Genomic DNA, 20,231 nt, shown 5'->3' on the forward strand with positions numbered 1-20,231 from the left:
CGGGAGGTCAGTCGGCGCTGGCCTGGATGACGGAGAAAGCCGCGGCCAGCTCGGTGCGCGCGCCCGTGGCGATGCGCTCGAAGGCGGGGCGCATGGCGGCGGTGATCGGTGCACCGCCTTCCTGTGCGATGGAAGCCGGGTCTTGATAGACGCCGCCCACGCGGAATTCGAAGTGCAGGTGCGGACCGGTGGCCCAGCCGGTGGAGCCCACCGCGCCGACCGTCTGGCCCTGGCTCACCGCCTGGCCGGCCTTGACGTCGATGCGGCTCAGGTGAGCGTATGCCGTCTGCTGATTGTTGCGGTGGTTGATGATGACGATGTTGCCGTAGCCGTTCTGCGTACCGGCGAAGTCGACCGTGCCGTCGCCGACCGAGCGTACCGAAGTGCCGGTAGGTGCCGCGTAGTCGATGCCGTTGTGCTGGCGCCAGCTGTTCAGGATCGGGTGCATGCGCATCGCGAAGCCGCTGGACACGCGCGAGAACTCGACCGGCGTTGCCAGGTAGGCCTTGCGCAGGCTGTCGCCGTTCGGGCGGTAGTAGCTGCCCTTCTGGCCCGCGCCCGGGGGCTGGAACCAGACGGCCTGGTGGATCTTGCCGTTGTTCTCGAACTCGGCCGACAGCACGCGGCCGCTGCGCAGCGCCTGCCCGTCGGCTTCGAAGGTCTCGTACACCACGGCGAAGCGATCGCCCTTGCGCAGCGCACGCACGTCGACGTCGCCCGCGAAGATGTCGGCCAGCTGGCTCGCCACCGCGTCGGGAATGCGCGAGTCGTCGGTGGCGGCGAAGAGCGAGGTGCGGATGGTGCCGCTCGCCAGGCGCGTGCCTGGCGTGAGCGAATCGCGCTCGGTCACGCCGGCGAAGCCGGTGGGCGTGCGCTCGATGACGAAGCGCTTGAAGCCGCCGTCGCCGTCGGGAATCCAGCGTGCGCTGAGCTTCTTGAGCTGGTTTTCCTGCGTGGCCTCGGCCGTCACGGTGCGGCCGGCGCGCGAGAAGAGCGCGTTGCGGGCCTCGACGCTGCCGCGCACGAAGGCGGTGGCTGCCGGGTCGGAAATGCCCAGGCGCTTCATGAGCGCATCGGCCGTGTCGCTGGAGCGGGTGACGTCGGTGCGGAAGAGGGTGAAGCTGAAGCTTTCGAGCGAGTCGCTCTGGTCGGCGAACGAGACGGGCGTCGTGGCTTCGAGGATCTGGTGGACCGGGAGGTCGGATGCGTCCGGACCGAGCGATGCCACAGCGAGAGTGCCGGCGCTCAGCAGCGCGGCGGCGATGACCGCGGTGATCTGCCTGGGGTACGTCCGGAATGTATAGGCCACGCGAGAAGCGAGAAGCTCCTCGGCGGCAAGAATGCCGTTGATCAAACTTTGAATTCCAGCTCAGGTTCTGCAGGTCCGTGCTGCAAGGCCCAGTAACGTTCAGGGCGGCAGGAGACGGTGCGGAAAGAGCGCCGCTTAGAATTCGGCGCTAGAAAAGTCGGGCTGAGTATAGCTTCGGCACCCCAAAAATCAGCCAAAAAAGCCCGTAAAGGCCGAATCTGTTACATCCATGAGCCTCTCGAATAGTGTAGGACGCGCGCTCGAAATCTCCCTCCGGGGCGCCGACGAGTTGCTGCCGCAGGACGAATGGGTGCGCAAGCTCCAGCGCTCCGAAGCGACCGGAACCCCGCTGCGCATCAAGCTGGGCCTGGACCCGACCGCGCCGGACATCCACGTCGGCCACACCGTGGTGCTCAACAAGATGCGCCAGCTGCAGGACCTGGGCCACCGGGTGATCTTCCTGATCGGCGACTTCACCACCACCATCGGCGACCCGTCCGGCCGCAACAGCACCCGCCCGCCGCTCACTCGCGAGCAGATCGAGGCCAACGCCCAGACCTACTACAAGCAGGCCAGCCTGGTGCTGGACCCCGAGAAGACCGAGATCCGCTACAACTCCGAATGGAGCGATCCCCTGGGCGCCCGCGGCATGATCCAGCTTGCCGCCAAGTACACGGTGGCCCGGATGATGGAGCGCGACGACTTCAACAAGCGCTTCAAGGCTGGCCAGTCGATCTCGGTGCACGAATTCCTCTACCCGCTGATGCAGGGCTACGACTCGGTCGCGCTCAAGAGCGACCTGGAACTGGGCGGCACCGACCAGAAGTTCAACCTGCTCGTCGGCCGCCATCTCCAGCAGGAATACGGGCAGGAACCGCAGTGCATCCTCACTATGCCGCTGCTGGAAGGGCTCGACGGCGTCGAGAAGATGTCCAAGAGCAAGAACAACTACATCGGCATCAGCGAAGACGCCAACACCATGTTCGCCAAGGTGCTGTCGATCTCCGACGACCTGATGTGGCGCTGGTACACCCTGCTGAGCTTCCAGTCGCTGGAGCAGATCGCGGCGCTGAAGGCCGAGGTCGAGGGAGGGCGCAACCCGAAGGACGCCAAGGTCGCGCTGGCCAAGGAAATCACCACCCGCTTCCACAATGCGGCAGCGGCGGACGCGGCCGAGCAGGACTTCATCAACCGCAGCAAGGGCGGCGTGCCGGACGAGATTCCGGAGGTATCGCTGTCGGGCGCGCCGCTGGGCATCGCCCAGGTGCTCAAGCAGGCGAACCTTGCGCCCTCGACCTCGGAGGGCAACCGCCTGATCGACGGCGGCGGCGTGCGGATCGACTCCGCCGTGGTCAGCGACAAGGCGCTGAAGCTGCCCGCAGGCAGCTACGTGGTGCAGGTCGGCAAGCGCAAGTTCGCGCGCGTGACCCTGAGCTGATCGCCCTCCGGGGCGACCTGCCCAATCCCTCTATTTAATTAGCGGACCTCGATGGTGACGCGCCGGTTGCGCGGCTCGTCCACGTCGTCGGCGGTCTGGATGGCCAGGTCGCGCTCGCCGCGGCCCACGGCCTCGATGCGGTTGGCCGGGAACTGGCGCTCCACGAAGAGCTGGGCCACTTCCTGCGCCCGGCGGCGCGACAGCTCGTCGTTCTGGTCGCCGTTGCCCTTGGTGTCGGTGTGACCGGTGACCACGATGTCGCCGCCGCTGCGTGCCAGGGCTGCCGCCAGCGCTTCGCTCATGATCTGCTGCGACGCCGCCGTCAGCGTGGTGCCGCCCAGTTCGAAATACACCGTGTAGCGCTGGGGCGGGGGCGGGCGCATGTCGAACAGCGGCTTGTTCTCCGCCTGCACCTTGGCCGGATCGACGTTGTCGACCACCGGCGCGCCCTTGGCGCCGACCGCGGCCGTGGCACGCTGGTAAGGCGTGGAGAGTACTTCCTCGCCATCCTTGGCGCGAACCACCACGGCCGAGGGCTTGCCGTCGGCCTGCGGCAGCAGCACCACCCGCGTGCCGGGCGTGGAGCACGCGGCCAGCAGCACGGTGGCCAGCATGGTCGCGAGGAGGGATGCGAAGCGGATCTGTCGGGGCATCGTGGTTTTCATCATGGCTGGCCGTCGGCTTGCACGATGAAGTCGGTGCCGCGAATGCCGATGGTGGCAGTCTGCGTCTCGATCCGCACCGCGTCGGGGTTGGTCTTGCCGATGAGGCCGGTGATCATGCGCATGGAGCCGCGCAGCAGAGAGAGCAGGATGCCGCCGTCGCGCGTCGTGCCGTCGAAATGGAATTCCTTGAGATCGAGCCGCGAGGAGGGGCCCACCACAAGCGTCGTGTCGTCGCGCAGCACCACGGCGGCGGAGGAGTCGGGGCCGGTCACGATGCGGTCCACCGCGCCCAGTGGGTCACCGGGGCTTGCCGTGCGAGCGGCGCCTGCGCCGTTGAGCAGTTGGACGCTGCCGCGCACCGACTTCACGAAGCCGGCCTGGAGATCGGCCTTGGCGGCGGCAGTGGCAGGCACTGGCGCAGGCACGGCTGCTGCGGGAGCGGGAACAGTCGCGGGGGAGGCCGCGGGTGCGGCCGGCGGCGTCTGGGCCTGCGCCAGCATGGCGGCTCCCGCGAGGGCGAGGCTGCCGAGGGCGGTCACGAGGTTTTTCATCATCTGGCTCTCTGCGAATAACAGTTGCGCAACGTTTGCCAAACATTATTAATGCGAAGGCGTTACATATGGACACGAGGCCGATAATTCAGGCTGTTTCTGCGGTCTTTTACCGCTTTTCGCGTTGCTTCCTGCTCCGTTCCTGATGGTATTTGCATGATGTTTACCCCAAAGACACTGCTGCGCGCCTCGATTGCCGTGGCTTTGGTCACGATCGCGCTCAAGGGATTGGCCGGTTACATGACCAACTCCATGGGCCTGATCTCGGACGCCATGGAGTCCTTCGTGAACCTCGCGAGCGCCGTCTTCGCGCTGGCCATGGTCACTATCGCCGAGCGGCCGGCCGACGACGATCATCCCTACGGCCACCACAAGGCCGAGTATTTCTCCTCGGGCTTCGAGGGCATCCTGATCGTCGGCGCCGCCTTCGCCATTCTCTGGGTCTCGGTGCAGCGCCTGCTGTCGCCTCAGCCGCTGGAGCAGCTGGGCTGGGGCCTGGCGCTCTCAGTGCTCAGCTCGGGCTTCAACGCGGGGCTGGCCTTCCTGCTGTTCCGCGCGGCGCGCGCCCACCGCTCGATCGCGCTGGAGGCCGACGGCCGCCACCTGATGGCCGACGTCTGGACCTCCGCCGCCGTGCTGGTCGGCATCGTCGGCGTGATGTTCACCGGCTGGCTCTGGCTCGACCCGGTGCTGGCCATCGGCGTCGCGCTGAACATCGCGCGCGAGGGCGTCAAGCTGGTGTGGCGTTCCTCGCAAGGCCTGATGGACAAGGCCCTCGACCCCGAAACCCTCGCCACCGTGCGCGCCACGATCGACGCCTTCGCCGCTCGCGTGCCCGAAGGCACGAGGCTGCGCTTCGACGACATGGTCACGCGAAGCGCCGGCCAGCGCCGCTTCGCCGACCTGCACATGCACGTGCCCGGCGACTGGACGCTGCAGCACGCCGCCAACATGCGCGACGTGCTGGAGCAGGCGCTCATGGACGCCGTGCCCGGCCTGCGCGTCACCATCCAGCTGTTGCCCTTGACCATGGAAGCCCGCGCCACCCAGGCCGGCGAACATCACCCCCTATGAAAGCCGTTCTCCAGCGCGTGGCGCATGCCCGCGTCGACATTTCCGGGCGCACCGTCGGCGCCATCGATGCGGGCCTGCTCGTGCTGCTGTGCGCCGAGCGCGGCGACGTCGACGCGCTCGCCGACCGCATGCTCGCCAAGATCCTCAAGCTGCGCATCTTTGCCGACGACGCCGGCAAGATGAACCGCAGCGTGCAGGACATCGGCGGCGGCCTGCTGGTGGTGAGCCAGTTCACGCTGGCGGCCGACGCGAGCGCGGGCAATCGCCCCAGCTTCACCCAGGCCGCGCCGCCCGACGAAGGACGGCGCCTCTACGAATACTTCGTGGCGCAGGCCCGTGCCGCGCATCCGGTGGTGGCCACCGGCGAATTCGGCGCCGACATGCAGGTGCATCTGCTGAACGACGGGCCGGTCACGATCCCGCTGCAGATGACGGCGTAGATCCCCGGCCTACTTGCCGTAGGGGCTGCGGATGCCCAGCCCCGCGAGGATCTCGATCTCGTACGCCTCCATCTCGTCGGCGTCGGCCTCGCTGGTCTCGTGGTCCCAGCCCTGCGCGTGCAGCGTGCCGTGCACCAGCAGGTGGGCGTAGTGGTCGGCCAGCGTCTTGCGGTTTTCCTTCGCCTCGCGCGCCACCACCGGCGCGCACAGCACCAGGTCGGCCATCACCAGCGGGCTTTGCGCGTAGTCGAAGGTGAGCACGTTGGTCGCGTAGTCCTTGCCGCGGAACTCGCGGTTCAGGCGCTGGCCCTCGTCGGCATCGACGATGCGCACCGTGATCTCGCCGTCGATGTCCAGCGCGTGGCGAATCCAGCGCGTCACGCTGTGGCGCGGCAGCGCCGTGCGATGGCGCTCCACACCCTTGAAGCGGCCGAACTGCAGCGAGAGCGAAAGCGCCGGTAGCTTCGATGCCGCCATCTCAGTGGCTCCCCGCGCGCTTGCGCTGGCTGTCGTAGGCATCGACGATCTTCGCCACCAGCGGGTGGCGCACCACGTCCGCGCTCGTGAAGTGCGTCATGGCGATGCCGTTCACGCGCTTGAGCACGCGCTCCGCGTCGATCAGGCCGCTCAACTGGCTCTTCGGCAGGTCGATCTGGCTCACGTCGCCCGTCACCACCGCGCGCGCGCCGAAGCCGATGCGCGTGAGGAACATCTTCATCTGCTCGGGCGTGGTGTTCTGCGCCTCGTCAAGGATCACGAAGGCGTTGTTCAGCGTCCGCCCGCGCATGAAGGCCAGCGGCGCGATTTCGAGCGCGTTGCGCTCGAAGGCCTTCTGCACCTTCTCGTAGCCCATCAGGTCGTAGAGAGCGTCGTACAGCGGTCGCAGGTACGGGTCCACCTTCTGTGTCAGGTCGCCCGGCAGAAAACCCAGCCGCTCGCCCGCTTCCACCGCCGGTCGGGTCAGCACGATGCGCTGCACCGCGGCGCGCTCCAGCGCATCGACCGCGCAGGCCACCGCCAGGTAGGTCTTGCCGGTGCCGGCCGGGCCGATGCCGAAGGTGATGTCGTGCTTGGCGATGTTGTCCAGGTAGATGGCCTGCGTCGGCGTGCGCGGGCGCAGGTCGCCGCGGCGGGTGACGAGCAGCGCGACGTCCTCGTCGCCCTCGAGCATGCCGCCGTCGCCGGCCAGCGTGAGCTGCACCACCGCAGCGTCGATCGGCCGCTGGGCGATCTCGTAGAGCGCCTGCAGCACGTCCATGGCGCGCTGCGCCGGGGCCTTGGGGCCGTCGACCTTGAACTGCTCGTGGCGGTGCGCGATCTTCACGCCCAGCGCGTCCTCGATGCGGCGCAGGTGGGCGTCCAGAGGACCGCACAGGTGGCTGAGGCGCGAATTGTTCAGTGGGGTAAAGGTGTGTCGCAGAATCACGCGGTATCCATTTCCATCTAATCAGCAGCCCTATGCAAGACCAGCCACGCTCGAAAAAACGCAGTCCAAGGCAGGGAACACCGCGGAACCGGCTTTGCCGGGCCGCCGGTGTTGCCCCCTTGAGGGGGGAAGCGGCTACACGAAGTGAGCAAGCAACGGGGGGGAGCCAATGATAGGCAAACTGACCGGCACGCTGGCCGAACGCAACCCGCCGCAGGTGGTTGTCGACTGCAACGGCGTCGGCTACGAGGTCGACGTGCCGATGAGCACGTTCTACAACCTGCCGAACGTCGGCACCAAGGTGTCGCTGCTCACGCACTTCGTCGTGCGCGAGGACGCGCAGATTCTCTACGGCTTCGGCACGGCGGAAGAGCGCGCCGCCTTCCGCCAGCTCATCAAGATCACCGGCGTGGGCCCGCGCACCGCGCTGGGCCTGCTCTCGGGCATGAGCGTGGGCGAACTCTCGCAGGCGATCACCACGCAGGAGCTGGGCCGGCTGGTGAAGATCCCGGGCATCGGCAAGAAGACCGCTGAGCGCTTGCTGCTGGAGTTGAAGGGCAAGCTCGGCGCCGACATCGGCCTGCCGGCGCACGCTGCCTCCGACGCGCAGGCCGACATCCTGCAGGCGCTGGTCGCGCTGGGCTACAGCGACAAGGAAGCCGCCCTCGCGCTGAAGGCGCTGCCGAAGGACGCGACGGTGAGCGAGGGCATCAAGCTGGCGCTGAAATCGCTGGCGAAGTAGGGCCGGCGCGGCCCGGCCTCACTCCAGCGTGAGGCCGATGTCCTTCACCAGCACGTTCCAGTCGTGCAGGTCCTTCTGCATCGTCGCGGCGAACTGCTCGGACGTGTTCTGCGGCAGGTCGGTGAAGTTGAGTTCGCGCAGGCGCTGCAACACGGCCGGGTCCTTCAGCACCTGGTTCACCGCCACGTTGAGCTTCTTCACGATGGCCGGCGGCGTCTTCGCGGGCGCCAGCAGGCCGTACCACGAGTAGTTCGTGAAGGGGTAGCCGGCCTCCGTCATCGTCGGCACGTCGGGCAGCATCGGAATGCGCGAGGGGCCGCTGTTGGCCAGCGCCTTCAGGCGCCCGGCGCGCACCAGTTCCACCGTCGACGACATGTCGGCGAAGGCCGCGTCCACCTGCCCGCCCATCAGGTCCTGCACGCAGGGGCCGCTGCCCTTGTAGGGCACATGCGTCAGCGACAGGCCTGCTTGCTTGCGCAGGCTCTCCATCGCGAGGTGGCCGCCGGAGCCGTTGCCCCACGAGCAGTAGTTGAGCTTGCCTGGGCGCGCCTTGGCGTAGGCGACGAACTCCTTGAGCGTCTTCACCGGCAGGTCCGGCCGCACCAGCAGCAGGTTGCCGCCGCGCCCGATCTGCGCCACGGGCGCGAAGTCCTTCAGCGGGTCGTAGGGCAGCTTCTTGTAGAGGCTGGGGTTCACCACCATCGCCGCGGCGTAGGTGAACAGCAGCTTGTAGCCGTCGGGCGTGGCGCGCGCCGCGAGCTCGGTGCCGAGGATGCCGTTGGCGCCCGGGCGGTTGTCGATGATGAAGGGCTGCTTCAGCGACTTGGAGAGCGCGTCCGCGATCAGCCGCGAGATGGTGTCGGTGCCGCCCGCCGCCGCCGTGGGCACGATCAGCGTCACCGGCTTGTCGGGATAGGCGTCGGCATCGCCCTGCGCATGGACCGAGGCCATGACGCAGGCCGCGAGCGCGCCCAGGGCCAGGGTGCGCAGGTGGCGTCCAAGAAGTGTTGTGGTTCTCATGTCTTGTCTCCTGGTCTCTCTATCTGACTGTCTGTCTCTCATTCAGTGAATGCCGAAGCGCGCCTGCGTTCCCTGCTCGATCATGTCCGCGCCCACGCGATACAGGTTGCGCGACACGTAACTCGGCACCTGACGCGCGCGCTCGCGCAGCCATTCGGCCTTCAGCGATCGGGCCTCCGCGATCTCGGGTGCGTCGCCCTCGGCGGTGGCCAGCAGGTCGATCACGTGCAGCGCGAGCTGCCAGCGGCCTTCCTTGGCGATGCCGCATGCGCGCGCGATCACGCCGCGCTTGTCGGTGATGGCCTCCGCCACGGCCCGGCCGATGGCCTCGGGCGCCTCGGGGTGCAGCGAGGTCGGGTTGCGGTCCCACCAGCCGTTCTCCGAGCGGTAGATGTCGCGCACGATGTAGCCGGGGTCGCCATACGTGGGCTTCATCCACTCGACGCCGAACAGCTCGTCGGGAAAACGGATGCGCGCCAGCACGCCGCGCTCGTTGTGCCCCTCGTTCATCAGCCGCACGACCTCGGCGCGCAGCCAGCGCAGCGCACGCGCGGTGTGGGTGAGCACGTGCCGCACCTGCTCCTCGCCATCCAGCGTTGCGCCGAACTCGCGCACCGCCTTGCGCGCGCCCAGTGCGGCGAGCGCTTCGAGCGTGTCGGCCCAGCGCACCGTGTCGCGCATCGTGCGAAAGGGCGTGCCGATGTTGGGAATCGAGTCGATCAGCGCCGCGCCGCCGTACAGCACCCGCTGCGAGGGGCTCCACAGAGCGATCGCGTCGTCGGTTTCCGATGGCGCCCAGCGCAGCTCGATGCGGCTCTCGCCCGGGCCGATCTGCAGCCGGTCGTCGAAGGTCTCCGTGGGCGGGTGCATGGCGAGCCGGCGGTCGAAGAAGCCGGCGGGCCGGTTGAACTGGATCTCGGCCATGCGGTGCTGCAGCGCCTCGGTCTCGCGGTAGCGCGCATGGCGCTTTGGCACGTTGCGGTGTGCGATGACGCGCGGCGGCGCATCCCCGCGCTGCGCGGCGTGCGCAAGCCACATCGGCACGCCGGAGTTGTAGCCCACGTGCCCGTGGCTGAAGCACAGCGCATGCAGCGGCGCGTTGCTGATCTGGCGCACCGCGTCGATCATGCCCTGCGTCACCGCGCCGCCCGGCCCGGCGTCGATCACGACGAGGCCGGCATCGGTCTCGGCCACGAAGGACTGTCCCTGACCGCGCAGGATGTGCAGCCCCGGCGCCACCGTCTCGGTGCCCGTGCCGACGATGAGGAAGGGCTTTTCCTGTTCAGTGTTGCTCGTAATGTTGTTCGTGCTCATGCGGCCTCCCCGATACGGACCAGTGCCGGCAGCGCATAGCGGCCGTCCAGCATTTCCTCGCGCGGCACATAGGCGCGCAGGCACAGATAGAAATCGCCGGCGGGCGCCGGAAGCCAGTTCGCCTGCGCGGCATCGTCTTCTGGCCGCGCATGCTGGATGTGCAGCGTGAGTCCGCCGTCCGCGTCGCGGCGCAGTCCGGGCGTGCGGTCGCCGATGGCGTAGCGGTCGATGGGGTTGTCCACCAGCATGTAGTCGCGGCTGTCGTACATCGTGAGCGACCAGAAGGCATCGACCGGCGGCAGCGCGCCGGGCGCGAAGCGCAGCGTGTAGCGGCCGCTGCCGTCGAGCTTGCGTCCGGAAGCGTCGTGCCACGCCAGCGGATAGGTCGCCTCGCGGCTTTCGAGCATGCCGATGTACTTGAGCGCCACCAGCGCGCGCGCCAGGTGGTCGTCGCCGAAGCTGCCCTCGACCAGCGGCATCTGCACCCAGCCGGAAGGCGCCGTGGTGCCCGACTGCGCATTGCGCAGGCGCGGCAGCACGGCATCGAGCGCGTCCTGCAGCAGGCTGAGCTGCGTTTCGTCGGGTGTGTCGGCATCGGGGCCCAGTCCGAGCCGGGCGAAGCGGGCGAGTACAGCGGCATCGCGCGCGGGCGGCAGGTTCTCGCGCAGCGCGCGGTTCACCTGCGTCGCGAAGTGCCCGGCGTCCAGCGGTGCCTTCGGGTCGCAGCCCGGATCGAAGTGCTGCGGCATCGACGATGCCTTGCCGGCCTGCCAGTCGCCGAGCGTGCGCACGACGAAGCCGTCCTGCAGCGCGTTGACCGCAGGCACGTCGCCCGGCCCGTCGACCAGGATGCGGCCGATGACCCACAGCCAGCGCGTCGATGCCTCGATGTGCGAACCGGGCTGCGCGAATGCGGCCGGCACGTCCCCGCGCCAGCCCGGCGGCGTGACGAGAAAGGATCGCGCCGCCGTTCCGGTGAGCCGCTGGCCGATGTGCGCGAAGGGGTTCGTGTAGAAGTCCAGCAGGCCCAGCACGTAGTAGCGCCCGGCCGTGTCGGGCGCGTCGATCACCAGCGGGCCGTCGCCCAGGTCCAGCCAGGCGTTGGTGTAGAGCGTGTCGTTGTTCGGCGTCACCACGCGGCTCTTGCCCGCGCCCAGCAGCTGGCGGGCGTGGGTGAACACGTTGCACCAGCGATGGGGCTTTGGCGCTTCTCCCGCCGCGTCGGTGCGCTGCGGCGAGGTGGCGGCGCGCATGCGGCTCATCTCGTAGAGCGGAAAGGCGTAGATGACGGCCTCCTCGGCCAGCGTGCGCAGTCCGTCGTCGATGGTCGTGGTCTGCATCGCTCAGGCCTCCCGTGCCCGCAGGGCAGGAATGCGCCAGCTCTGCACGCCCTCGCGCGGGTAGTACATGCGCAGGATCAGGTAGAAGCGGCCCGCCGGCGCGGGCAGCCAGTTGGACGTGTCGGCCGGGCGTTCATGGCCGAGCTCGATTTCCAGGCTGCCGTCGGCCGCGCGCTTCAGGCCGGGCGTGCGGTCGCCGATGGCGTGGCGCCTGATCTCGTTGGGGTAGAGAAAGCGATCGGCGTCGTAGAGCGTCACCGACCAGAAGGCGTCCGCGGGCGGCATGTCGTCGGCCTCGAATCGCATCGTGTAGCTGCGCCTGCCGTCCAGCGGCTCCTGCTTCTCGTCGTAGTGCGCGGCGGCGTACACCGCCTCGCTGGTGGCCAGCGCGCCCAGGCCCAGGTAGGCGGTGCGGGCGCGGCCGAGGAACTCGTTGCCGTAGCGGCCGGTGGAAGGCGTCATCGACCACGGCTTGGGACGGCGGTTGCGGCCCACGGCGCCGACCAGCTGCACGCCTTCGGCGAAGCCCTCGATCAGGCCTTCGCGCGTGGGCTCGTCCAGCGCTTCCCATGAGAACGCCGCATCCGGCCGCAGCCCGGCCTGGCCGAACCAGGCGACCAGCGCGCGGTCTTCCACGCGGCCCGGCGCCTCGGCGAGCTCCCGGCACATGTTGGTGAAGAAGCGCGGCGCCACCTGCGCGGCCGGCTCGCCGTTCTCGAAGGCGGCGGCCATGGCATCCACCGGCGGGCCGGCCCAATGCTCGACGGCGGCGGGCCTTCCCTGAGGCACGGTGCCGGGGGCGGGCTCCAGCCTGATCTCCGACTGCAGCGCGCGCGCGGCGGGCCAGTCGCTCTCGTCGCCGACCAGGATGCGGCCGATCAGCCAGACAAGATCGGTCGGGCAGCGCACCACGCGATGGCCCGCGAGCTGCGGCGGTACCGTGCCTCCGGGGCCGACGAGCACCACCGTCTCGCCCTCGGGGTTGCAGTTGCGCGGCCCCAGGTTCTCGAAGTTCTCGGTGTAGGCATCGTAGAGCGGCAGCACGAAATAGCGACCGGGGTGGCGTGACGACGCGGGCACGGTCAGCAGCATCGGCCCCTGCGCCAGATGCACCCAGGCGATGGTGTAGAGCAGGTCGTTGGCGGGCGTCACCACGTCGCGGTCTTCATCGGTGGAAGGGCGCGGGGCATGGTGCAGCGTGTTCACCGGTGCGCGCACGTCCGAGCCGTGCGAGGTGCCGGCGCGGCGTTCGGCCTGCGGCGCGGTCTGCATGGCGCAGGTACGGTAGGTCTCGGTGAGCGGATAGCCGTAGACGAAGGCGGTCAGGCCGATGGACCGGGCGAGCGCCCTGCGCGCGAGCGCGACGGCGGGATTGGAGTCGGGAGCGTTCATGTCGGATGTCTCTTTGCTGGAATTCATGGATCGGTTCAATCGAGCTTCACGCCCGTGGCCTGCGTGAGCCGCAGCGTCACGGGGAGGAATGCCTTGTAGGCTGCGGTGGCCTCGGCCGGCAGGTTCCCCACCGGCTCGGCGCCCAGCTCCTCGATGCGGCGGCTGACCTCGGGCTGGCGGATCACCGCGCTGACCTCGCGCCCCAGCCGCTCGACCACCGCATCGGGTGTCTTCGCCGGGGCCATCAGCGAGGTCGGCCCGGTGAGCGCATAGACCTCGTCGCCGTAGCCCTGCTCGGCGAAGGTCGGCACCTCGGGCAGCGCCTTGGCGCGGCGCGGGCCGGCGACGGCCAGTGCGCGCAGCTTGCCGGTCGCGATGTACGGCTGCAGCGTGGTGACCGAGCCCACGGTCATGTTGATGACGCCGCTGATGAGGTCCACCGCCATCGGGCTCTCGCCCTTGTAGGGCACGTGCAGCGTCTGCAGGCCGTAGGTCTTGTCCATGTAGACCTGGATCTGGTGCGGCTGCGTGCCGGGACCCCACGAGCCCATCGTGTACTTGCCGGGCGCGGCCTTCACCGTGGCGATGAGGCTCTTGAAGTCCTTCGCCGGCACGGACGGGTGCACGGCGAGCACGGTGCGCGTGGTGGCGATGTCCGAGACCATGCGCAGGTCGCTGCGCGGGTCGTAGGGCAGCTTGCTGTAGAGCACCATGTTCGCCGTGACCGGGCCCGGCACCGTCAGCAGCAGCGTGTAGCCGTCGGGCGCACTCTTGGCGACGTAGTCGGTGCCGATGATCCCGCCCGCGCCGCTGCGGTTCTCGACCACCACCGGCTGGCCCAGCCGCTTCGACAGCCCTTCCGCGACGATGCGCGCGAGGATGTCGGTGGAACCGCCCGCCTGGTACTGCACGATGATGCGCAGCGGCTTGGACGGAAAAGCCGCTTCGGCGTGCGCGCCGCCAGCGGCGAACGCGATGGCGATGCCCAGCATGGCAAGTTGTGTCTTCGATGTCGTCATGCGATCTGTCTCCCATGGTTGTTCATCCGGCGCGCCCGACGACCAATGCGTCGACCGCCACGCAGCTGCCGTCGGCCCGCGGCCGCGCGATCAGGGGGTTGATCTCGGCGCTGTCGAGCGAATCGCCGGCGCGCAGCGCGAAGCCGGCCAGCGCGCATAGCGCATCGGCGATCGAGTCGAGGTCGACGGGCGCACGGCCGCGCGCGCCGTCGAGGATCGCGAAGGCTCGCAACTCGCGCACCATGGCCAGCGCGTCGTCGCGCGTGATCGGCAGCGCGCGCAGCGACACGTCGCGCAGGGTCTCGACGTGGATGCCGCCCAGGCCGAACATCAGCACCGGGCCGAACACCGGGTCGCGGTGCACGCCAGCGATGCATTCGACGCCCCCCGTCGACATGCGCGCCACCAGCGCGCCGTCGAGCCGCGCGTCGGGCCGTGCTGAAAGGGCATGGTCGCGCGTGCGTTCGAAAGCCGCGCGCGCCTGCGCCGCGCCGCGCAGGCCGAGCGCCACGCCGCCCACGTCCGATTTGTGCGGGATGTCCGCGCTCACGATCTTCACCACCACCGCATCGCCGATGGCCTCGGCCGCTGCGGCCGCCTCGTCGGCGCTGCGCACCACGCGGTGCTCGACCACGGGTACGCCTGCCTCGGCGAGCAGCGCGAGCGCGTCGGGCTCGGACATGGTGCCGGCCGGGAGCTTCAGCGGCTCGGCATCCTGCGTCATGGCCGCTGCAGGCACAGCGCCGGTCTTCAACCCGGCGAGCGCGGCGATCGTGCGGATGCCGTCCGACGGATCGGCGAAAACCAGGCAGCGCATCGCTTCCAGCTCCGCGCGGCGTTCCGGCGCCAGCAGCGTGCTGATGGCCAGCAGCGTGTCGGGATGGGCCGCGCGCAGCGAGCCCACCAGTTCGCGCAGCACCGGCCAGAAAGCATCCGATGCGCCCGCGGCCGCGAGGAAGCCCATCCACGACGCGAAGCCCCGGTCGTCGAGCATCACGCGGGCGCTGCGCTCCAGCAGGCTCATGTCGTTGGTGACCTGCCCGGTGATGTCGACCGGGTTGCGCGGCGCCGCGAAGGGCACCCAGCTGCGCAGCGTGTCTTGTGCGGCATCGCTCAGCGGCTGCACGTCGAGGCCCTGCGCCGAGGCCTCGTCGGCCATCAGCGCGCCCACGCCGCCGGAGAGCGTGAAGAGGCCGATCGAGCGGTCGCGCGGCCGGCCGGCCACGGCGGCGCTGTGGGCGAGGTCGAAGAACTCGGTGAGGTTGCGCGCGCGCAGCACGCCGTACTGGCGGAACACCGCGTCGTACACCGCGTCGTCGCCCGCCAGCGCGGCCGTGTGCGAGGCGGCCGCCTGCGCGCCCAGCGCCGTGCTGCCGACCTTCACCATCACCACTGGCTTGCCGTTCGCCTGCGCGAGGGCCAGCGCGGCGCGCAGGCGCGGGCCGTCGCGGCAGCCTTCCATGTAGCCCATGATCACGTCGGTGGCCGGGTCCTGCGCGAGCCAGGCCAGGCAGTCGGCGAACTGCACGTCGGCCTCGTTGCCGGTGGTGGCCCACAGCGACAGGCCCACGCCGCGCGCCCGCGCCATCGAGTACGCGTATGCGCCGAAAGCGCCCGACTGGCTCACCAGCCCGATGCGCCCCGCAGCCACGCGGCCCACGCCGGGCGCCGGCGAGAAGGTCGCGTAGACGTTGCGCGCGATGTTCATGAAGCCCAGGCAGTTCGGGCCGACGAGCCGAACGCCAGCCGCGCGCGCCTTGTCGCCGAGCCGCAGCTGTGCGGCAGTGCCTTCGTCGCCGGTTTCGGCGAAGCCCGAGGAGAACAGCACCACGCCCTTCACCTTCGCGGCGATGGCGTCGTCGAGCGACGCGTCGACCAGCGCGGCGGGCACGGCGAGGATGGCCAGGTCCACCGGCTTGCCGATGGACCGCAGGTCGGGCCAGGCCTGCAGCTCCTGGATGCGGTCGGCGTTGGGGTTCACCGGGTATAGGGCGCCGTCGAAGCCGAAGCGGCGCTGGTAGTCGACCGGGATGCCGCCGATCTTCTGCGGGTTGGACGAGGCGCCGACCACCGCGATGGAGCGCGGCGCGAACAGGGCCGAGAGCGATTCGGCCTGGGACGAGAAGAAGTCCATGGATAGAGCGGGAGAGAAGAGCGGTTTCAGAAGTTGTGGCGGATGCCGGCGGCGAGCACGCGCACGCCGGCGCCGCTGTCGGGCGCGACGGTGATCGTCGCAAGCGAGGCCGAGGCGCCGTGCCGGTTGAGCAGGCGCAGCCAGCGCGCATAGAGCACGGTGCGCTTGCTCAGGTAGTAGTCGTAGCCCAGCGTCCACGCGAGCTGCGAGCGGCTGGAGTCGTCCACCTTGCGCTGCATGGCCTCGAACATCAGGTTCGAGGCCGGCGTCACGTTGTAGGTGACGCCCAGGCTCGCGAGCTTCGTCGTGGGAACGCGCGGCAGGCTCGAGCTGTTGCGCACGTAGTTGGCGTAGAACTGCAGGCCGATGTCCGGCAACTCGTAGGCGCCGCTCAGCGCCTGGTAGGTGGTGGTGGCCGGCTGGGCCACGGGCGCGGCGGCCGAGCCGGAGCGCGCGCGCTGGAATGCGTAGGCGATGTAGTAGGGCTTGCGCGACCAGCCCGCGCTGCCGCCGTAGAAGTTGCCGCTCTGGTGGCTGGGCGCGCTCGATTCGCCCGGCGCATAGGCGATATCCGCGAAGAAGTCGCTGCTGGCCGGCGTGCGGTAGCGGACCATGTTGCTGGCGCGCGCCGCGAAGGGCGTGAGGCCCGGCTGGGCATCGGTGGCGGCCACCAGGTTGATCGGCGAGAACACCGAGTTCACGCCGTAGGGGTCGGCCTTGAACAGCGTGTAAAACATCGGCGTGTACATGCGGCCCGCGTCGATCTGCCCCCACGGCCCCGACAGCCCGACGAAGGACTGCCGGCTGAACGACATGGCGGGCCCGGGCAGCGTGCCGTTGCCGGTGTCGGGCGCGAAGCCGCTCTCCAGCGTGAAGTGCGCGCTGAGGCCGCCGCCCAGGTCCTCGGTGCCGCGAAAGCCCAGGCGCGAGGCGGTCTGGCCGCCGTCTTCCAGCCGCTTCAACGAGGTGGCACCCGACTTGGCGAAGGCCATGTAGAGGTCGACGGTGCCGTAGATGGTCACGCTGCTCTGCGCCAGCGTGAGCGATGAGTAAGCCGCCAGCGCGAGGCCGGCTGCTGCTGTCTTCTTCATGTGCTGCTTGTCTCCGGTAGGGCTTGCCGCATGCGCGTGCATGCCGGTGCCGCTTGTGTGCTTGTGGATGTCCGGTGCTTACGATAGAAATGACGCCCTCCCGAATCTGTCAACGCTTTGACAGATTCATGAACATCACGGCAGGGAGAACCCGCTGACCCGATCGCCCCGCTCAACCCCCAGGAACGCCGAAGAGAGCGCCGCGCTCATCGAGCGCGCGCTGCGCTGGAACGAGCTGTTCTCGCGCTGGCCCGACGCGCGCCGCACCGAGCTCATGAAGTCCGCGCGCATGGAGCGCTACAGCCGCCGCACGCAGGTTCTCGCGCACGACCGCCACCGGCGCGAGCTGCTGGTGGTGGTGTCGGGCTGCCTGGAGATCAGCAGCATGAGCGCCCATGGGCGCAAGTACGTCAACGCGCTGCTCGGGCCGGGGCAGGTGGCGCCGCTGGTGCGCCTGCTGGAGGACGTGCCGCTGCCCTACGACTACCACGCGCACGAGGACTCGGTGATCATCCACCTGCCCAGCGACGCCGTGATCGCGGTGCTCGACGCCGAACCTGTGCTGTGGCGCGACGTGGCCAAGCTGGGCCTTCAGCGCCAGCGGCTGAGCATCGTGCTGCTGCAGAACCAGATGCTCAACTCCATCCACGGGCGCGTGGCCGCCACGCTGATGAGCCTGATCCACTTCTACGGCGGGCAGGGGCCTGGAACTGCAGAGGACGCCGACGGCCCGCTGGTGCGGCTGTCGCAGAACGACCTGGCGGCCATGCTCGGCCTCTCGCGCCAGACCATCAACAAGGAGCTGGGGCGCCTGGTGGAAGAGGGCGCCATCGACATGCGCTACAAGCGCATCCGCATCGTCGACGCCGAGCGGCTGGCGCGCATCGCCGCCGGCACCTGAGGAGGAGCCGGATCAGGCTCAGGGGTGGATCTTCTCGCCCTTGGCCAGCATCTCGACGAACTGCGCGATGCGGCGCGCCCGGGTCTCGGGCTTCTTCGCGCTTTGCGTGCGGAACAGCACCGCGAAGCGGTTGCGCGAATCGAGCGTGGCGAAGAACTTCGCGGCGTTCCTGTTGGCGTCGAGCGCGGCCTGCAGGTCGGGCGGCACCGTCGCGGCGCTGACGCCTTCGTAGGCCGCGTCCCAGCGGCCGTCGGTCTTGGCGCGCTCGATCTCGGCATGGCCGGGCGGCTGCATGCGGCCTTCCTCGATGAGCTCGAGCACCTTGGCGCGGTTGATCTGCGACCAGATGCTGCGCTTGGTGCGCGGCGTGAAGCGCTGCTGGAAGTACTGCGCGTCGTCGCTCCTGCGCTGGCCGTCGATCCAGCCCCAGCACAGCGCTTCTTCAAGTGCGCCTGCGTAGTCGACGGAGGCGATGCCGCTGTCCTTCTTCGCGATGCGCAGCCATATTCCGGCGGCGCTGGCATGGTGGCGCACTCCAGGGGCGTGTCGTGCGCGACGCGCTCTTCCGCCGTCTTGCCCGTCATGGCACCCACCAGTAGCGCAGCGCGTGGAAGTAGATGGGTGCCGCGAAGATCACCGAGTCGAGTCGGTCGAGCATGCCGCCGTGGCCTTCGATCATCGAACCCCAGTCCTTCACGCCCCGGTCGCGCTTGATGGCCGACATCACCAGGCCGCCGAAGAAGCCCATGAGGCAGATGGTGAGCGACATCAGCGCCGCCTGCCACGGGTTGAAGGGCGTGGCCCAGTACAACGCCGCGCCCAGCGCGGTGGCGCTGGCCACGCCGCCGATCAGGCCTTCCCAGGTCTTGGAGGGCGAGAGCTCGGGCGCGACCTTGCGCTTGCCGAAGAGCTTGCCCCACACGTACTGCAGCACGTCGCTGCCCTGCACCACGATCACGAGGAAGGCGATCAGCAGCAGGTTGCGGCCCTCGAAGCCCGGAATCTGCAGCGTGAGCAGCGCGGGCACGTGGCTGATGCAGAACACGCACACCATCAGGCCCCACTGGATCTTCGAGGTGCGCTCAAGGAAGCGGCGCGTGTCGCCGCCCACCGCCGCCAGGATCGGCAGCAGCAGGAAGGCGTAGACCGGGATGTAGATGGCGTAGAGCCCGTACCAGTCGATCCAGATCAGGAAGTACTGCCCCGGCAGCGCGAGGTAGAAGGCCAGCGCGATCGGCGCATGGTCGCCCCGGCGCGTATAGGCCAGGCTGATGAACTCGCGCAGCGCATAGAACGAGATCAGGTAGAACAGGATGATCACGCCGCCCTTGCCGAAGGCGAAGGCGATGCCGATCACCGCCACCATCACCCACCAGGCGTTGACACGCGAGTTGAGGTTGTCGATCACCGAGTGCGGCTGGCCGTGCGCCACCTGCCACTTCAGCAGCGCGCCGATGGCCGAGGCCAGCACCAGAACGCCGGCCACGCCGCCGAAGAGCTTGAGCGTGGTCCACGCGAAGGGAGAAAGCTCGATCATGCGGCGGTCCCTGCGTTGCCGTTCTGGCTGCCGGCGCTGTTTGCGCTTCCGTTCCCGTTCTCCTCGATGCGGTCGTACTCGGGCCGCAGGTCGAGCATGGCCGCTCGCGCCCTTGCGATGAAGCTGTTCTTGTCCTCGCCATCGGCCAGCGAGATTGGCGCGCCGTAGCGCACCGTGCACGCCAGCGGGATCGGCACCAGCGTGCCCTTGGGCAGCACGCGCTTGAGGTTCTCGATCCATACCGGCACCAGCCGCACGCCGGGGCAGGCGCGCGCCAGGTGGAAGAGACCGCTCTTGAGCGGCAGCAGGATCTCGTCGCCGGTGTTGCGCGTGCCCTCGGGGAACATGATGAGCGAGTCGCCGGCGTCGAGTGCCTGCTTCATCTGCTCCACCGGGTTCTCGCCCTGGCCAGAGCCGTCGCGGCGGATCATCAGCGCGTTGAACACGTCGATGCCGATGAACTGGCGTAGCTTCGAGGCCATCCAGTAGTCCTGCCCGGCCACCGGGCGCGTGAGCGCGCGCAGGTCGGGCGGCAGGGTGGCCCACAGCAGCACGAAGTCGCCGTGGCTGGTGTGGTTGGCGAAGTACAGCGTCTGCTCGGCCTTGGGCGTGGAGCCCGACCAGATGGCGCGCACCCCGGTCAGCAGCCCGGCCGCGCCGATGATGAGCTTGCCCGCCACGATGGCGAGGCCGCGCCGCAGCACGGTGCTTTCGGGCTTGTCTGTGCTATCGCTCAAAGCGTCGCCTCCGGCGTGAATGCCTGGTTCGGTGCGCACCGCGGAACCGGCTTTGCCGGGCCGCCGGTGCGGCCCCCGGCGAGGGGGAGGAGGCCACACGC

At 69.2% G+C, this 20,231-nt stretch carries 21 protein-coding genes; 5 read left to right on the top strand and 16 right to left on the bottom strand.

The genetic code is table 11. The features are described from left to right. Positions 1–7: 7 nt before the first annotated feature. A complete protein-coding gene (locus AC1VNX_RS05545) occupies positions 8–1,354 on the bottom strand; it encodes a peptidoglycan DD-metalloendopeptidase family protein (protein ID WP_483155818.1) in 1,347 nt (448 codons plus the stop codon). A gap of 184 nt (positions 1,355–1,538) precedes the next feature. On the opposite strand from AC1VNX_RS05545, the gene tyrS reads away from it, so the two are divergent. Continuing rightward, the gene (gene tyrS / locus AC1VNX_RS05550; protein WP_483155819.1) at positions 1,539–2,747 is read left to right on the top strand and encodes a tyrosine--tRNA ligase; all 1,209 of its coding nucleotides are present in this window, start codon (positions 1,539–1,541) and stop codon (positions 2,745–2,747) included. A 38-nt stretch (positions 2,748–2,785) separates the two neighbouring features. Here the strand turns inward: tyrS and AC1VNX_RS05555 are convergent, their stop codons facing one another. Then, a complete protein-coding gene (locus AC1VNX_RS05555) occupies positions 2,786–3,400 on the bottom strand; it encodes an OmpA family protein (RefSeq protein WP_483155820.1) in 615 nt (204 codons plus the stop codon). Positions 3,401–3,411: 11 nt separating this feature from the next. Next, the gene (locus AC1VNX_RS05560; protein ID WP_483155821.1) at positions 3,412–3,963 is read right to left on the bottom strand and encodes a FecR family protein; all 552 of its coding nucleotides are present in this window, start codon (positions 3,961–3,963) and stop codon (positions 3,412–3,414) included. A gap of 156 nt (positions 3,964–4,119) precedes the next feature. Here AC1VNX_RS05560 and AC1VNX_RS05565 point away from each other — a divergent pair, with 156 nt between their 5' ends. Further along, a complete protein-coding gene (locus AC1VNX_RS05565; protein WP_483155822.1) occupies positions 4,120–5,037 on the top strand; it encodes a cation diffusion facilitator family transporter in 918 nt (305 codons plus the stop codon). Beyond that, positions 5,034–5,477, top strand: coding sequence for a D-aminoacyl-tRNA deacylase (dtd, locus tag AC1VNX_RS05570; RefSeq protein WP_483155823.1), 444 nt, complete (start codon positions 5,034–5,036; stop codon positions 5,475–5,477). Before AC1VNX_RS05565 ends, dtd begins: the two co-directional genes overlap by 4 nt. Positions 5,478–5,486: 9 nt before the next feature. Here dtd and ybeY read toward each other — a convergent pair whose 3' ends face one another. Next, positions 5,487–5,954, bottom strand: a complete 468-nt coding sequence (gene ybeY, locus AC1VNX_RS05575) for an rRNA maturation RNase YbeY (protein ID WP_483155824.1) — start codon at positions 5,952–5,954, stop codon at positions 5,487–5,489. A 1-nt stretch (position 5,955) separates the two neighbouring features. After that, positions 5,956–6,903: a PhoH family protein gene (locus tag AC1VNX_RS05580; RefSeq protein WP_483155825.1), complete on the bottom strand. Its 948-nt coding sequence runs from the start codon at positions 6,901–6,903 to the stop codon at positions 5,956–5,958. A 169-nt stretch (positions 6,904–7,072) separates the two neighbouring features. Between AC1VNX_RS05580 and ruvA the strand changes: the two genes are divergently transcribed. Then, on the top strand, positions 7,073–7,645 hold the full coding sequence (gene ruvA, locus AC1VNX_RS05585) for a Holliday junction branch migration protein RuvA (RefSeq protein ID WP_295981100.1): 573 nt from the start codon (positions 7,073–7,075) through the stop codon (positions 7,643–7,645). Between the two features lie 18 nt (positions 7,646–7,663). Here the strand turns inward: ruvA and AC1VNX_RS05590 are convergent, their stop codons facing one another. From AC1VNX_RS05590 to AC1VNX_RS05625, 8 genes are all read right to left on the bottom strand, one after another. Next, the gene (locus AC1VNX_RS05590; protein WP_483155826.1) at positions 7,664–8,665 is read right to left on the bottom strand and encodes a Bug family tripartite tricarboxylate transporter substrate binding protein; all 1,002 of its coding nucleotides are present in this window, start codon (positions 8,663–8,665) and stop codon (positions 7,664–7,666) included. A gap of 42 nt (positions 8,666–8,707) precedes the next feature. Further along, positions 8,708–9,979, bottom strand: coding sequence for an alkyl sulfatase dimerization domain-containing protein (locus tag AC1VNX_RS05595; RefSeq protein ID WP_483155827.1), 1,272 nt, complete (start codon positions 9,977–9,979; stop codon positions 8,708–8,710). Next, complete coding sequence (locus AC1VNX_RS05600) at positions 9,976–11,319, bottom strand: DUF1254 domain-containing protein (protein ID WP_483155828.1); 1,344 nt, start codon at positions 11,317–11,319, stop codon at positions 9,976–9,978. The genes AC1VNX_RS05595 and AC1VNX_RS05600 overlap by 4 nt, the downstream gene beginning before the upstream one ends. Before the next feature lie 3 nt (positions 11,320–11,322). Further along, positions 11,323–12,738, bottom strand: coding sequence for a DUF1254 domain-containing protein (locus tag AC1VNX_RS05605; RefSeq protein WP_483155829.1), 1,416 nt, complete (start codon positions 12,736–12,738; stop codon positions 11,323–11,325). 8 nt (positions 12,739–12,746) lie between these two features. Next, positions 12,747–13,703 (bottom strand): Bug family tripartite tricarboxylate transporter substrate binding protein, encoded by a 957-nt coding sequence (locus tag AC1VNX_RS05610; RefSeq protein WP_483161884.1) that lies wholly within the window; start codon positions 13,701–13,703, stop codon positions 12,747–12,749. A gap of 49 nt (positions 13,704–13,752) precedes the next feature. Further along, the gene (locus AC1VNX_RS05615; protein WP_483155830.1) at positions 13,753–15,864 is read right to left on the bottom strand and encodes an acetate--CoA ligase family protein; all 2,112 of its coding nucleotides are present in this window, start codon (positions 15,862–15,864) and stop codon (positions 13,753–13,755) included. 26 nt (positions 15,865–15,890) lie between these two features. Beyond that, a complete protein-coding gene (locus tag AC1VNX_RS05620) occupies positions 15,891–16,955 on the bottom strand; it encodes a porin (protein WP_483155831.1) in 1,065 nt (354 codons plus the stop codon). A 135-nt stretch (positions 16,956–17,090) separates the two neighbouring features. Beyond that, positions 17,091–17,246 (bottom strand): hypothetical protein, encoded by a 156-nt coding sequence (locus AC1VNX_RS05625; protein WP_354425458.1) that lies wholly within the window; start codon positions 17,244–17,246, stop codon positions 17,091–17,093. Here AC1VNX_RS05625 and AC1VNX_RS05630 point away from each other — a divergent pair. Further along, positions 17,245–17,856: a Crp/Fnr family transcriptional regulator gene (locus AC1VNX_RS05630; protein WP_483155832.1), complete on the top strand. Its 612-nt coding sequence runs from the start codon at positions 17,245–17,247 to the stop codon at positions 17,854–17,856. The genes AC1VNX_RS05625 and AC1VNX_RS05630 overlap by 2 nt on opposite strands. A gap of 18 nt (positions 17,857–17,874) precedes the next feature. On the opposite strand, the gene AC1VNX_RS05635 is transcribed toward AC1VNX_RS05630, so the two are convergent. From AC1VNX_RS05635 to AC1VNX_RS05645, 3 genes are read right to left on the bottom strand one after another with little or no spacing between them, the layout of a single operon-like run. Further along, positions 17,875–18,390, bottom strand: a complete 516-nt coding sequence (locus tag AC1VNX_RS05635) for a YdeI/OmpD-associated family protein (protein ID WP_483155833.1) — start codon at positions 18,388–18,390, stop codon at positions 17,875–17,877. Positions 18,391–18,436: 46 nt separating this feature from the next. Continuing rightward, a complete protein-coding gene (locus tag AC1VNX_RS05640) occupies positions 18,437–19,393 on the bottom strand; it encodes a phosphatidate cytidylyltransferase (protein ID WP_301506287.1) in 957 nt (318 codons plus the stop codon). After that, positions 19,390–20,130: a lysophospholipid acyltransferase family protein gene (locus AC1VNX_RS05645; RefSeq protein WP_483155834.1), complete on the bottom strand. Its 741-nt coding sequence runs from the start codon at positions 20,128–20,130 to the stop codon at positions 19,390–19,392. The genes AC1VNX_RS05640 and AC1VNX_RS05645 overlap by 4 nt, the downstream gene beginning before the upstream one ends. Positions 20,131–20,231 lie beyond the last annotated feature (101 nt).

It is taken from the genome of Variovorax sp. TLI9-5A, assembly GCF_056867935.1.